The organism is Pseudomonas sp. 300, assembly GCF_055803035.1.
The window spans coordinates 2,725,410-2,737,709 of sequence record NZ_JAVLRV010000002.1; the positions used below are offsets into that span (position 1 = coordinate 2,725,410).

17 protein-coding genes are annotated in these 12,300 nt (G+C 60.7%); 2 read left to right on the top strand and 15 right to left on the bottom strand.

All coding sequences use genetic code 11. The features are described from left to right. Positions 1–41: 41 nt before the first annotated feature. The 12 genes from Q7W83_RS18805 to ccmA all read right to left on the bottom strand — a co-directional run bounded on the left by Q7W83_RS18805 (position 42) and on the right by ccmA (position 8,218). Positions 42–446, bottom strand: coding sequence for a type II toxin-antitoxin system HicB family antitoxin (locus Q7W83_RS18805; RefSeq protein WP_150630201.1), 405 nt, complete (start codon positions 444–446; stop codon positions 42–44). Further along, positions 446–658 (bottom strand): type II toxin-antitoxin system HicA family toxin, encoded by a 213-nt coding sequence (locus Q7W83_RS18810; protein WP_473656477.1) that lies wholly within the window; start codon positions 656–658, stop codon positions 446–448. The genes Q7W83_RS18805 and Q7W83_RS18810 overlap by 1 nt, the downstream gene beginning before the upstream one ends. 190 nt (positions 659–848) lie before the next feature. Beyond that, positions 849–1,253, bottom strand: a complete 405-nt coding sequence (locus Q7W83_RS18815; protein ID WP_150630203.1) for a hypothetical protein — start codon at positions 1,251–1,253, stop codon at positions 849–851. Positions 1,254–1,267: 14 nt separating this feature from the next. Continuing rightward, complete coding sequence (gene ccmI, locus Q7W83_RS18820; RefSeq protein WP_150653827.1) at positions 1,268–2,470, bottom strand: c-type cytochrome biogenesis protein CcmI; 1,203 nt, start codon at positions 2,468–2,470, stop codon at positions 1,268–1,270. Continuing rightward, complete coding sequence (locus Q7W83_RS18825; protein WP_150637732.1) at positions 2,467–2,937, bottom strand: cytochrome c-type biogenesis protein; 471 nt, start codon at positions 2,935–2,937, stop codon at positions 2,467–2,469. Before Q7W83_RS18825 ends, ccmI begins: the two co-directional genes overlap by 4 nt. Continuing rightward, positions 2,934–3,470 carry a DsbE family thiol:disulfide interchange protein gene (locus Q7W83_RS18830; RefSeq protein ID WP_150630206.1) on the bottom strand — a complete coding sequence of 179 codons (537 nt, stop codon included), beginning with the start codon at positions 3,468–3,470 and terminating at the stop codon, positions 2,934–2,936. The genes Q7W83_RS18825 and Q7W83_RS18830 overlap by 4 nt, the downstream gene beginning before the upstream one ends. Further along, the gene (locus tag Q7W83_RS18835) at positions 3,467–5,455 is read right to left on the bottom strand and encodes a heme lyase CcmF/NrfE family subunit (protein ID WP_473656478.1); all 1,989 of its coding nucleotides are present in this window, start codon (positions 5,453–5,455) and stop codon (positions 3,467–3,469) included. Before Q7W83_RS18835 ends, Q7W83_RS18830 begins: the two co-directional genes overlap by 4 nt. A gap of 3 nt (positions 5,456–5,458) precedes the next feature. Continuing rightward, positions 5,459–5,914: a cytochrome c maturation protein CcmE gene (ccmE, locus tag Q7W83_RS18840; RefSeq protein ID WP_095127755.1), complete on the bottom strand. Its 456-nt coding sequence runs from the start codon at positions 5,912–5,914 to the stop codon at positions 5,459–5,461. After that, on the bottom strand, positions 5,911–6,087 hold the full coding sequence (gene ccmD, locus Q7W83_RS18845) for a heme exporter protein CcmD (RefSeq protein WP_008145547.1): 177 nt from the start codon (positions 6,085–6,087) through the stop codon (positions 5,911–5,913). The genes ccmE and ccmD overlap by 4 nt, the downstream gene beginning before the upstream one ends. Then, entirely contained in the window at positions 6,084–6,839 is a 756-nt protein-coding gene (locus Q7W83_RS18850) for a heme ABC transporter permease (protein ID WP_150630208.1), read from the bottom strand. Before Q7W83_RS18850 ends, ccmD begins: the two co-directional genes overlap by 4 nt. A 78-nt stretch (positions 6,840–6,917) precedes the next feature. Beyond that, entirely contained in the window at positions 6,918–7,586 is a 669-nt protein-coding gene (gene ccmB / locus Q7W83_RS18855; protein ID WP_084320586.1) for a heme exporter protein CcmB, read from the bottom strand. Then, positions 7,583–8,218, bottom strand: coding sequence for a cytochrome c biogenesis heme-transporting ATPase CcmA (gene ccmA / locus Q7W83_RS18860; protein ID WP_473656480.1), 636 nt, complete (start codon positions 8,216–8,218; stop codon positions 7,583–7,585). Before ccmA ends, ccmB begins: the two co-directional genes overlap by 4 nt. Positions 8,219–8,414: 196 nt before the next feature. Here ccmA and fliK point away from each other — a divergent pair, with 196 nt between their 5' ends. Both fliK and Q7W83_RS18870 read left to right on the top strand, forming a co-directional pair. Beyond that, positions 8,415–9,989 (top strand): flagellar hook-length control protein FliK, encoded by a 1,575-nt coding sequence (fliK, locus tag Q7W83_RS18865; RefSeq protein WP_473656481.1) that lies wholly within the window; start codon positions 8,415–8,417, stop codon positions 9,987–9,989. Next, complete coding sequence (locus Q7W83_RS18870) at positions 9,986–10,315, top strand: EscU/YscU/HrcU family type III secretion system export apparatus switch protein (protein ID WP_150630211.1); 330 nt, start codon at positions 9,986–9,988, stop codon at positions 10,313–10,315. The genes fliK and Q7W83_RS18870 overlap by 4 nt, the downstream gene beginning before the upstream one ends. Before the next feature lie 130 nt (positions 10,316–10,445). On the opposite strand, the gene Q7W83_RS18875 is transcribed toward Q7W83_RS18870, so the two are convergent. The 3 genes from Q7W83_RS18875 to Q7W83_RS18885 all read right to left on the bottom strand — a co-directional run bounded on the left by Q7W83_RS18875 (position 10,446) and on the right by Q7W83_RS18885 (position 12,299). Continuing rightward, positions 10,446–10,838 (bottom strand): DUF2802 domain-containing protein, encoded by a 393-nt coding sequence (locus tag Q7W83_RS18875; protein ID WP_150630212.1) that lies wholly within the window; start codon positions 10,836–10,838, stop codon positions 10,446–10,448. After that, positions 10,839–11,324 (bottom strand): chemotaxis protein CheW, encoded by a 486-nt coding sequence (locus Q7W83_RS18880; RefSeq protein WP_008024622.1) that lies wholly within the window; start codon positions 11,322–11,324, stop codon positions 10,839–10,841. Positions 11,325–11,399: 75 nt separating this feature from the next. Continuing rightward, complete coding sequence (locus Q7W83_RS18885) at positions 11,400–12,299, bottom strand: CheW domain-containing protein (RefSeq protein ID WP_150637725.1); 900 nt, start codon at positions 12,297–12,299, stop codon at positions 11,400–11,402. Position 12,300 lies beyond the last annotated feature (1 nt).

Here is a 12,300-nt window from a genome sequence, read left to right on the forward strand (position 1 = left end):
GCAACCCGACTTGCCCGCGACGGCGATGTACCTGACTTCAATCAGTGTCGAACCAGCTTCTCCATCGCCGCATCCGCCAAAAAGGAGGAGCGGCTTTTGACATTGTGCTCGCGCACATAACGGTCGATACGCTGAATCACATAGCCAGGCAATGTGACATTGACCTTCTCGGTCTTGCCCATATACGGCGCGATGTCCAGCTCCAGCATTCCCCATCCCATGTCCGCGAAGTCCGGGTTGCCACGATGGGCGGCGGCCGAAGTCGGCATCGGGATCGACTCCCCGTCAGCGGCCATTTCCTGAAGCAGGATGTGGGCAATCTCGATCGCCGCGTTGTAGGCGTCCTCAAACGTATCCCCGGCCGTGACGGCGCCCGGAATATCGGGGATCTGAATACCGATGGCGGTGTTCTCGTCGCCCCACTCGATACAGATTGGATATTGCATTATGGATCTCCTGCGTCACTGGCTGGCGGGCAGTGCAGCCCGGCACGCCTCCTGATGCTTTTAACCGTCCCTACAGGTAAATCCTTTTTCGGATGGGGGACGGGAATTGTGTAGGGGTTGTAACGGTGAGTGAAGAGATGATGGCTCCCGGTAATCCGATCCAGCGCCCAGCCCGACTCCTCCAGCTCCTTGATCAATAACCTGCTCTGCACCACCAGCCTCCTTGCTCCGGCCAAACAAAAATAACCCTAGAGTTATCTTTACTCAAGCACAAAAAACCCGAGCACGACGTTCGGTTGTTTTACAGCGTGTGATCGCAGCCCAAGGCTGCTGCACCAATTCCTGAACGTCTCTCACAGACGCCAGACAGCAAAACGGCGATCCGTAGATCGCCGTTTCCGTTTATTGCCCGAATTGCCGCCCCAACCCACCCGGCACGCCGTGAATATCCGTTTCCTCCCAAGGCCCGTTCGGGCTGATCGAGCGGCTCCAGCCGTTGCTCCAGCGGTAGTACGTGCGCTGGCGGTAGAAGGTGTTGGTCTGGTCGTCGAGCACGTACACCCCAAGTTTCGCATCCCAATGGCTGTTGCCACCCGGCGGTGGCGCGAAGCTGGCGGAGGTGCGAGGCAGCGGTTTGGCGGGCTTGGCTGGAATGCCCGGCTTGCCGGGTGTCGGTGTCGTTGACGGCGTCGGACGGGGCTGCGACGGCGGTATCGGTGGTAACGGCGTCGGCTCGGGCCGCTGGACCGCACACGCGCTTAACCCCATAACCAGACTGAGCAGGGTGATACGAGCGATGGCGGTCATGGCGGTGGTTCCTGTTATTTGTCCGGACTGTCGATGGTCAGTTTTTGCGGCACGGTGGTGGTGCTGGCCAGAGGCTGGCTGCGACCGATCCATTCGCCGGCAGTCGGTTGGCCGGCCCGTGAGATGCGCGCAACCAGTTGGACTTCAGGGAAGTTCGACAGTTTCAACTGCGGCATCATTGCGTCGGCATCGCCCAGTTCGACGGTCGCCGGCAAGTCGGCCACGGTCAGGCGTTTGGCGGCCAGCGGTGCAGGAGGGCCCGAGGTGGCGCGGGCAAAGATGAACACGCTGTCGCCCGGTTGAACCTTCGCCTTGAGCTCTGGCGCCAGATCGACGCGGACCTTGAGCAGCGCCGCAACCTTGGCCGCAGGCGCCTGGGCAACCTTGCCGCCACTGGCTTCGAGTTTCTCGGTAGCCCGGGCAATCCCGCCTTGCAGCGCGGTGCGGGAATTGTCTTCCGGTGGCAGTTGCACCAACAGGCGATTCCAGTAATCGATGGCGTCCTGATAACGCGCGCTTTCAAACGCGGCGATCCCGAGCAGGCCGAGGCTGGTGACTTCCTTCGGATCGGCTTTCAGCGCTTCGTCGGTCAGGGCCTGTACCTTGTCCGACCACTTCTTGCCATCGGCGAAGTACTGGGCTTGCGCCCATTGGCCGAGCAGTTCCGGCTGACGACCGGCCACGTTCACCGTGCGCTCGAAGATCTTCGCCGCGTCGGCGGGACGATCCTGCGCCATGTAAGTGCGACCCAGGAAGTACAGGCCTTCGGCCGAATCCGGCTGAGCGGCGACGGCACGTTCCAGGCGCAGGGTCATCTCTTCCATCGACTGCGGCGCCTGAGCGAATTCGCGGGTCAGTTCAACCTTGTCGCTCGCGCCGAAATGCAGGTAGAGCCCAAGCCCCAAGACCGGTACCAGAACCGCTGCCAGCAGCGGTAAGGGTTTGCCCAGACGGGAAACGCGTGGAGCCTCGACGCCTTCGGTGTCGGCAAGCAACTCACGGGCCGCTTCGGCGCGACCGGTGTCCATTTGCACGGTGTCGAGAACGCCCTCTTCCTGCTGAGTCTGCAACTCAGCCACGCGCTCTTGATACAGCGCGACGTTCAGGGCAGTACGATCCTCCTCAAGCTGGGCGCGACGGCCACGCAGAACGGGGATCAGCAGAAAACTCAGGGCAACCAGAAGCAGCAGACCTGCAGCGAGCCAGAAATCAATCATTCTTGGTTTTTATCCAACAGTTGATCGAGGCGCTCGCGCTCCTCGGCAGAAAGCTCATCCTTGGTATCAGCGCGTTGCACGCGACGACGGCGGACGATCACGGCGATGATCACAAAACCGCCCAATAGCAGGCCGGCAGGGCCGAACCAGAGCAAGGCGGTCTTGGCGTTGAGTGCAGGTTTGTAGCGAACAAAGTCACCGTAGCGATCGACCATGAAGTCGATGATCTGCTGATTGTCCTTCCCCTCGCCCAACATGCGAAAAATCTCTTTGCGCAGGTCGGCGGCGATCGGTGCATTGGAATCGGCGATGTCCTGATTCTGGCACTTGGGGCAACGCAGTTCTTTGGTCAGTTCGCGAAAACGCTCGCGATCACCTTCTTTGGCGAACTCATAGGTGTCGATGGCGGCGTGTGCAACGCCGGCCATGCTCAGGCCCAATACAACAGCGGCTATCCAGCGTTTCATGGTTTCGCCTCATCGACCAGCGCCTGATACTTGGCCGCCAGTTTTTCGCGCCAGACCTGCTCGTCGATCACGCCGACGAACTTGTCGCGGATGATGCCTTTGGCATCGATGAAGAAGGTTTCCGGAGCGCCATAAACGCCGAGGTTCAGACCCAATGTGCCTTCGTCGTCACGGATATCCAGTTGGTACGGGTTGTGGAACTCCACCAGCCACTTCAAGGCATCCGCATTGATGTCCTTGTAGTTGATGCCGTAGATCACCACCCCCTTCTCGGCCAGTTTGTTCAACACCGGGTGCTCGACCCGGCAGGAAATGCACCAGGTGCCCCACACGTTGACCAGCGCCGGTTTACCGAGAATGTCGGCCTTGGTCAGGGTTTTGTCGCCCTGCACCGCAGGCAGGGAAAACTCCGGGAACGGCTTGCCGATCATGGCCGAAGGCAGCTCGGCCGGGTCCAGATAGAGACCGCGATAAAGGAAAACAGCCACCACCAGAAAAATCGCCAGCGGCAACAGCATCAACCAACGTCTCATGCCGTCGCTCCCGTCATGCCCAATGCTTCACGCACTCGGCTTTTTACCTTGACCCGATAACGACGATCCAGCGCCGCCAACAACCCGCCGAGCCCGGTGAGCAAACCGCCGAACCAGATCCAGCGCACGAACGGTTTGACGTGCACGCGCACAGCCCAGGCGCCATCGCCCAGCGGTTCGCCGAGTGCGACGTAGAGGTCACGGGTGAAACCGGCGTCGATCCCGGCTTCGGTCATCACCGAGTTCTGCACGGTGTACAGGCGTTTTTCCGGGTGCAACACGCTGACTCCCTTGCCGTCGCGGATGACCCGCACGGTGCCTTTGTCGGAAGTGAAGTTCGGGCCTTCGAAGTGCTTGGCGCCTTCGAACACAAACTGATAACCGCCGAGGTCCATGGACTCGCCCGGCGCCAGGCGCAGGTCGCGCTCGGCACTGTTCTGGCTCGACAGCACGACGCCGAGCGCGCACACGGCGATACCCAAATGCGCAATCTGCATGCCCCAATAGCTGCGAGTCAGGGTCGGCAAGCCTTTGATCAGACCTTTGTGGCGGGTCTTGTCGAGAATGTCGCGCACACCGGCCAACAACACCCAAGCGGCCAGCATGAACGTCGCGATGACTGCCCAGTTGAAATCGCCGTAAGCGACACCAGCCACCACGGCCAGCGCGGCGCTGCCGAGCAACACCGGGGTGAGCATGCTCATCAGCCATTTGACCGGGGTGTCTTTCCAGCGCACCAGCATGCCGACCGCCATCACCACCATCAGCAACGCCATCAAAGGAATGAACAACGCATTGAAGTACGGCGGGCCGACCGACAACTTGGCGCCGGTCATCGCGTCGAGAATCAGCGGGTACAACGTGCCAAGCAGGATCATCGACGCCGCCACCACCAGCACCAGGTTGTTGCCCAGCAGCAGGGTTTCCCGGGACCAGAGGTTGAAGCCGACATGGCTCTTCACCACCGGTGCGCGCAGGGCGAAGAGCGTCAGCGAACCGCCGACCACGAACAGCAGGAAGATCAGGATGAACACGCCACGCTCTGGGTCGGAGGCAAACGCATGAACCGAGGTCAGCACGCCGGAGCGCACGAGGAAAGTCCCGAGCAGGCTCAACGAAAACGCAGCGATGGCCAGCAACACGGTCCAGCTCTTGAACACGCCACGTTTTTCGGTGACCGCCAGCGAGTGAATCAGCGCCGTACCGACCAGCCAAGGCATGAAGGAAGCGTTTTCCACCGGATCCCAGAACCACCAACCGCCCCAGCCGAGTTCGTAGTAAGCCCACCACGAACCGAGGGTGATGCCAATACCGAGGAAGGCCCAGGCGACGATGGTCCATGGCCGCGACCAGCGCGCCCAGGCCGCGTCGAGGCGACCGCCGAGCAATGCAGCGATGGCGAACGCGAACGCCACGGAGAAACCGACGTAGCCCATGTACAGCATCGGCGGGTGAACGATCAGGCCGATGTCTTGCAACAAAGGATTGAGGTCACGACCGTCCGCCGGAATCTGCGGCAGGATCCGTGCGAACGGGTTGGAGGTGAGGATCAGGAACAGCAGGAAACCGGTACTGATCATGCCCATCACCGCCAGCACCCGAGCCAGCATCACTTGCGGCAGCTGCCGGGAGAACACTGACACGGCGAAGGTCCAGCCACCGAGGATCAACGCCCACAACAGCAACGAACCTTCATGCGCGCCCCACACCGCACTGAACTTGTAGTACCACGGCAACGCGCTGTTGGAGTTGCTGGCGACGTAGGCGACGGAGAAGTCGTCGGCCATGAACGCGTAGGTCAGGCAACCGAAAGCGAACAGCAGAAACGCGAACTGCCCCCAGGCGGCCGGTTGGGCCAGGCTCATCCACAAACGATCACCGCGCCAGGCGCCGAGCAACGGCACAACGGCCTGAACCAGCGCGAAACACAGCGCCAAAATCATGGCCAGGTGGCCCAATTCAGGGATAAAGATTCCGGATGTCATCAATTAGCCCTCTTTTGCTGGAGTGGGTGCCGACTGGCCGCTGTCTTTCAGGGCCTTGGTCACTTCCGGCGGCATGTACTTCTCGTCGTGCTTGGCCAGCACTTCATCGGCCACCACCACGCCGTCGGCGTTCAGTTTGCCCAGCGCGACGATGCCCTGCCCTTCGCGGAACAGGTCCGGGAGGATGCCGCGGTAACTGATGGTCACGGATTTTTTGAAGTCGGTGACGATGAATTTCACATCCAGCGAATCGCCGGAACGTTGCAGCGAACCCTTCTCGACCATCCCGCCCGCACGGATACGCGTATCTTGCGGCGCTTCGCCATTAGCGATCTGGGTCGGGGTGTAGAACAGATTGATGTTCTGCTGCAGGGCGCTCAGGGCCAGACCGACGGCAGCGCCGACACCGACCAGGATCGCGAGAATGATGATAAGACGCTTTTTGCGCAGCGGATTCACTTGCCGTTCTCCCGGCGCAGACGACGCGCCTCTTGTTGCAGATACCGCTTGCGGGCCAGGATCGGCGCCGCCACGTTGAGGGCCAGCACCGCCAGGCAGATGCCGTAGGCTGACCAGACATACAGGGCATGATGGCCCATGGCGAGGAAGTCGCCGAATGACGCAAAACTCATCGAGCGGCCTCCAGGCTGTTCTGCACTTCGGCTTTCACCCAACTGGCGCGCGCTTCGCGCTTGAGCACTTCAAGGCGCATGCGCAGCAGCAAAACCGCGCCGAAGAAACAGTAGAAACCCAGCACCGTCAGCAGCAACGGCAGCCACATTTCGGCCGGCATCGCCGGTTTTTCGGTGAGGGTGAAGGTCGCGCCCTGGTGCAGGGTGTTCCACCACTCTACCGAGTATTTGATGATCGGAATGTTGATCACGCCGACAATCGCCAACACCGCGCAGGCCTTGGCCGCGCTGTCACGATTGCTGATGGCGTTGCCCAGCGCAATGAGACCGAAGTACAGAAACAGCAGAATAAGCATGGACGTAAGTCGTGCATCCCAGACCCACCACGAGCCCCAGGTCGGCTTGCCCCAGATGGCACCGGTGACCAGCGCCACGGCAGTCATCCAGGCACCGATGGGCGCCGCGCATTGCAGGGCGACATCGGCCAGTTTCATTTTCCACACCAGCCCGACGATGCCGCACACCGCCAGCATGACGTAGACGGACTGTGCCAGCATCGCGGCGGGAACGTGGATATAGATGATGCGAAAGCTGTTGCCTTGCTGGTAGTCCGGCGGCGCGAAGGCCAGGCCCCAAACGACACCAACGCTGATCAGCAGCAACGCTGCAATGCTCAGCCACGGCAGCAGTTTGCCGCTGATGCCATAAAACCATTTGGGTGAGCCGAGCTTATGAAACCAGGTCCAGTTCATTACTGTTTCCATCACGGTTGCTGCTCGCCATCACGAGCAGCGCAGGGTCTTTACTGGTTAAAATTTAACCAGACCTCATTATTCGCCGACGCTGATCTTCAGGCCAGCAGCTATTGCAAAAGGTGTCAGGGTTATCGCCAGGGCGGTCAGGCTACCAAGCCACAGGAGATAACCGGTCGCCGGCATGCCCTGCAATGCCGCCTGCAAGGCGCCACTGCCGAGAATCAACACCGGGATGTACAACGGCAGAATCAGCAGCGCCAGCAACAAGCCGCCACGCTTCAAGCCGACCGTCAGGGCCGCGCCCACCGCACCGAGCAGGCTCAGCACCGGTGTACCCAGCAACAGGGAAAGCAGCAACACTGGCAGACAGGCGGTGGGCAAACCAAGCATCAACGCCAGCAGTGGAGCGAGCAAAACCAGTGCCAGACCCGAGAAGGCCCAGTGTGCCAGTACCTTGGCCAAAACCAGAAGAGGCAGGGGGTGCGGCGAAAGGACCCACTGTTCGAGGGAACCGTCTTCGAAATCACTGCGGAAAAGCCCGTCCAGCGAGAGCAAAACCGATAAAAGGGCCGCTACCCAGACCAGTCCCGGAGACAAGGTTTGCAACAATTGAGACTCGGGGCCGACCGCCAACGGGAACAGTGAAACCACAATCGCGAAGAACACCAGTGGGTTGGCCAACTCCGCCGGACGACGGAACAACAAGCGAGCCTCACGGGCGACCAACAGGCCGAAAACACTCATACGGCCCAATTCCCCAGATCAATGTCGCGATAGCCGGTCGGCATTCGGCTCAGCGTGTGGTGCGTGGTCAGCACGACCATGCCACCGCGCTCACAGTGCCCGGCCAGGTGTTCTTCGAGTTGCGCCACGCCTTGCTTGTCGAGCGCGGTGAAAGGCTCGTCGAGAATCCATAGCGGCGGGCTGTCCAGATACAACCGCGCCAGCGCCACACGGCGTTGCTGGCCAGCGGACAGGGTGTGACAGGGAACATCTTCAAAACCGCGCAGTCCGACAGCGGAAAGTGCTGCCCAAATGGCTTCATGGGAGGCCGGTTGATGCAGCGCGCACAGCCAGCTGAGGTTTTCTTCGGGGGTCAGCAAATCCTTGATGCCCGCGGCATGACCGATCCACAGCAGATTGCGCGCCAGTTCGCTGCGTTGTTCGTTCAACGGCTGGCCGTTGAGCAACACTTGACCGGCGGTCGGCTGCATCAGGCCCGAAAGCAGACGCAAAAGGCTGGTTTTGCCACTGCCGTTGGGGCCGCTGATTTGCAACATTTCGCCACCGGTCAGTCTCAATTCGAGATTTTCGAAGAGCAGCCGAAGGTCTCGCTCACAGGCAAGGGCAACGGTTTGCAGGACTGGACTGGTCAAGAGATCACGGGCCTTTACGGTTCAAGTCGGCGGCGGTGCAGCCGCTAAAGAGATGCAGCATAGATGCATTGGCGGCCTGTTCTAGAGAGCTGCGTCAAACAATTGCAATGTTTTTGCCACTCTCCGAAAGACGGGCGGCATTATACATGCCATGCCCTACTCTAAAGAGGGCAATTTCCTCAGGTTGTGACCGCGTATGACAGGCGAAATGAACATCCTCCCGCTACCACCGACCACGCCCGCGACGTCGCGGCCACAGGTGGTGAGTGGTGAACTGCTCAAGCTGCTGACGCCGATGGAAGGCCTGATCAGCGCAGGGCAGACCGCCAAAGCCGAAGTGCTGTCACTGAAGCAGGCGGATCAGACCTTTCAACTGCTGCTCAAGGTCACCCTTGAAAGCGGCCGTCAGACCACGGTTCAGGCCACCAGCAGTCAACCGTTGCCACAGGGCACGAACCTGGCAATCACCCAGCCATCGGCGGGCAACCTTGCCGTGACGGTGCAACAGGCCATTGCCTCCAGCGTTGCCACCCTCACCCGCATCGACACGGCACAACTGCCGGTGGGCACCTTGCTGCAAGGCAAAGTGCTGACGTCCCAAGTGCTGCCGCAAGTGCCGGGCCAGCCGACGGTGTTTCGTTCGATGGTGAGTCTGCTCAACACGGCGCTGAGCGGCAGCACCCTGAACATCGACAGCCCGACGCCGTTGCGCATCGGCACCCTGCTGAGCGCGCTGGTGCAAGATACCCACACCCTTAAATTCGTACCGTTGAGCAACCGCCAGGAACAACTGGCAGTCACCCAACAACTGGTCAGCCAACAAAGCCGCCAAGGCTCACTGGACGGATTACTGAAGCTTCTGCAAAACCTGCCAACCTCGAACCCGACATCCAGCGACCTGCGCGCCGCCGTGGATAAACTGCTCGCCGGCCTGCCGGACGTGCAACAACTCAGCACGCCAAAAGGCCTGGCCTTGGCGCTGGCCAATAGCGGGCTGTTCCTCGAAGCGAAGCTGCTCGCCGGGACGAATCCGACGCTGGCACCGGACATGAAGGGCGATCTGCTGAAGCTGATCGCGCAACTGACACCGGGGTTACCGGCCAACACCAATCTCAACGCGATCATCGCGGCCAACACGTTGGCCCAGGCCATGCCGAGTTTCGTACGCAGCGCTCTCGGCATGCTCGGACAGGTCAGCGCCAAACCGCAGCCAACCAGTTTTCCTCTGCCGGAACGCTTCCTGCAGAGCCTGGACGGCGAAGGTGATCTGGAGCACTTGCTGCGTTTGGCGGCAGCGGCGGTTTCACGTCTGCAAAGCCATCAACTGTCGAGCCTGGAGCAAACCGGCGTCACCGACGACGGTCGGCTGATGAGCACCTGGCAGCTGGAAATCCCGATGCGCAATATGCAAGACATCGTGCCGCTGCAGGTCAAGTTTCAACGCGAGGAAGCGCCGGAGAAAGAACAACCCCATGAACGCCGTGACGAACGAGAGCCCAAGCAACAATTGTGGCGTGTCGATCTGGCGTTCGACATGGAGCCGTTAGGTCCGCTGCAGATTCAGGCGCAGTTGATCAACGGCAGTCTGTCCAGCCAGCTGTGGGCCGAGCGCCCGTACACCGCGAGCCTGATCGAGAGCAATCTGGCCGGGCTGCGCGAACGCTTGCTGGCGTCTGGCCTGAACGTCGGTGATCTCGATTGCCACCTTGGCACACCGCCGCAAGGCCCCCAAACCCGTCTGGAACAACGCTGGGTCGACGAAACCGCATGAGAAATCCCGAGACGCCACGCCAGGCCATCGCCCTCAAATACGACGGCACCCACGCCCCGACCCTCACGGCCAAGGGCGACGAAGAACTGGCGGAAGAAATACTGAAGATTGCCCGCGATTATGAAGTGCCGATTTACGAGAACGCCGAACTGGTGAAGCTGCTGGCAAGGATGGAGCTTGGGGACAGTATTCCGGAGGAGTTGTATCGCACGATTGCAGAGATCATTGCGTTTGCCTGGAACCTGAAAGGCAAGTTTCCTGAAGGGCATGATCCGAGCGCACAAATGATCGAGAAGGACATCACCGATCGCGGGGATGATTACTGAGGTTTCGAGGACGCCATCGCGGGCAAGCCAACTCCCACAGAGTTAGCGGTGTTCACACCTGTTGTGTCCACCTCGATTCCCTGTGGGAGCGGGCTTGCCCGCGATAGCGATTTCAGCTGAATCGCAACAATCAGTTCTTGTGCAACTTGCTCATCAACTCCGCCTCAGCCTGGGTCAACCCGCAGGACTGAGTCAGCTCGTCGACACTCGCGCCCATTCCGACCAGGCGCGCTGCCTGGGCAAACGACAGGCTCGACGGATCGCGCTGTTCAAGCTGAGCCAGCTTGTCCGGCAACGGGCCGACGACAGCGCGCAGTTCGTGCAGGTCTTCACCCATGCGCACGTTGCCACTTTGATAGTTGTCAACGCGCTTGGCCAGGTCCTTGATGCGCTGATCGCGCAGCGCATCGCCCTCGGCCTGTTGCGCGGCGATCTGCCGCTGACCGCGAATGTACGCCAGAAACATCGCCAGCGTGCCTGCCCAGAAGAGAAACAGGACAATGACCGCAACCTCAAGAATCAATCAGATACTCTCCAGTTCCGACCATTCTTCTTCGCTCATCATCTTGTCCAGCTCGACCAGGATCAGCAATTCGTTGTTCTTGTTGCACACGCCTTGAATGAACTTGGCGGACTCTTCGTTACCCACGTTCGGCGCGGTTTCGATTTCCGACTGACGCAGGTAAACCACTTCGGCCACGCTGTCGACCATGATGCCGACCACTTGCTTGTCGGCTTCGATGATGACGATCCGGGTGTTGTCGCTGATCTCGGCGTTCATCAGGCCGAAGCGCTGACGGGTGTCGATCACGGTGACCACGTTACCGCGCAGGTTGATGATGCCCAGCACGTAGCTCGGGGCACCCGGGACCGGGGCGATTTCGGTGTAACGCAGGACTTCCTGAACGCGCATCACGTTGATGCCGTAAGTTTCATTGTCCAGCTTGAAGGTTACCCATTGCAGGATCGGATCTTCGGAACCTTTTGCAGACGACGCCTTATCATTCATACCCTGACCCCTCGAAAAACCGCCCCTGGCGGTGTGTGTTCGGTGCGATGGCAAGTCACTTGCCCCGCGTGTTTTTTATGTCGGTTTGTGGGGCTGCTTGCCGCCGCCCATGTGCTTCGCCCCACCGCTGGCGATCAGCTCGGCCAGTTGGGAAACGTCGAGCAACGCACACATGTGTTCAATCACTGTGCCCGCCAGCCATGGCCGTTGACCACGGTGGCTGCGCCATTTGATTTCGTTCGGGTCCAGGCGCAACGAGCGGCTGACCTGATGCACCGCCAGCCCCCACTCGTAGCCCTGAACCGAAATAACGTATTGCAGCCCCTGACGGAAGTCATCGCGATAGCGGTCGGGCATGACCCAACGGGCGGTATCGAGCACTTTCAGGTTGCCGGCCTGGCTCGGCAGGATCCCGAGGAACCATTCCGGCTGCCCGAACAGCGGCGTCAGCTCCTGACCGGCCAGGGAATAAATCGAGCCCAGGCACACCAACGGCACCGCCAGGGTCAACCCGGCGACATCGAACAACAGGCACTCGAACGGTTCGGCGGCCCACGCAGGACGGCCGTCGGTTTCCACGGGTGGCGGCGTGTTGCTCGGTGGCAGATGGACTTCAACGATCGGCGGCACCAGCGCTTGCAGCAGCGGCGCGATGGTCGATACCGGCGCCAGAACCGGGGCCGGCGCTTCGATCAGCGCCACCGGGGCTTTCACCACAGGTGCCGCGACCGGTGCGGTAACGACTGCCGGTTTCTCGGCCGGTTTCAGCCCATCGCGGGCCTGTTCTTCAAGTACTGCCGCCTGGAACTCATCCAGCGCCGCTTCAACTTCGACCACCTGGACAATCGTTTCGATTTCCGGCGGCAACGCTCCGATTTCCGGTGGCAACTCTTCGGTCGCTTCCATCAGCAAGCTGTCCAGATAGGACTGCAGCGCAAGTTGCGGGCGGGAAGTGATTTTTACCGGGCGATTCATC

Coding starts and splice junctions, on each gene's coding strand:
- Q7W83_RS18815 (WP_150630203.1), bottom strand. CDS start 1,253: ATGACCGCCATCGCTCGTATCACCCTGCTCAGTCTGGTTATGGGGTTA.
- Q7W83_RS18850 (WP_150630208.1), bottom strand. CDS start 6,839: ATGAACTGGACCTGGTTTCATAAGCTCGGCTCACCCAAATGGTTTTAT.
- Q7W83_RS18870 (WP_150630211.1), top strand. CDS start 9,986: ATGAGAAATCCCGAGACGCCACGCCAGGCCATCGCCCTCAAATACGAC.
- Q7W83_RS18835 (WP_473656478.1), bottom strand. CDS start 5,455: ATGACATCCGGAATCTTTATCCCTGAATTGGGCCACCTGGCCATGATT.
- ccmB (WP_084320586.1), bottom strand. CDS start 7,586: ATGAGTGTTTTCGGCCTGTTGGTCGCCCGTGAGGCTCGCTTGTTGTTC.
- fliK (WP_473656481.1), top strand. CDS start 8,415: ATGACAGGCGAAATGAACATCCTCCCGCTACCACCGACCACGCCCGCG.
- ccmI (WP_150653827.1), bottom strand. CDS start 2,470: ATGATTGATTTCTGGCTCGCTGCAGGTCTGCTGCTTCTGGTTGCCCTG.
- Q7W83_RS18830 (WP_150630206.1), bottom strand. CDS start 3,470: ATGAGACGTTGGTTGATGCTGTTGCCGCTGGCGATTTTTCTGGTGGTG.
- Q7W83_RS18825 (WP_150637732.1), bottom strand. CDS start 2,937: ATGAAACGCTGGATAGCCGCTGTTGTATTGGGCCTGAGCATGGCCGGC.
- Q7W83_RS18805 (WP_150630201.1), bottom strand. CDS start 446: ATGCAATATCCAATCTGTATCGAGTGGGGCGACGAGAACACCGCCATC.
- ccmD (WP_008145547.1), bottom strand. CDS start 6,087: ATGAGTTTTGCGTCATTCGGCGACTTCCTCGCCATGGGCCATCATGCC.
- Q7W83_RS18880 (WP_008024622.1), bottom strand. CDS start 11,324: ATGAATGATAAGGCGTCGTCTGCAAAAGGTTCCGAAGATCCGATCCTG.
- Q7W83_RS18885 (WP_150637725.1), bottom strand. CDS start 12,299: ATGAATCGCCCGGTAAAAATCACTTCCCGCCCGCAACTTGCGCTGCAG.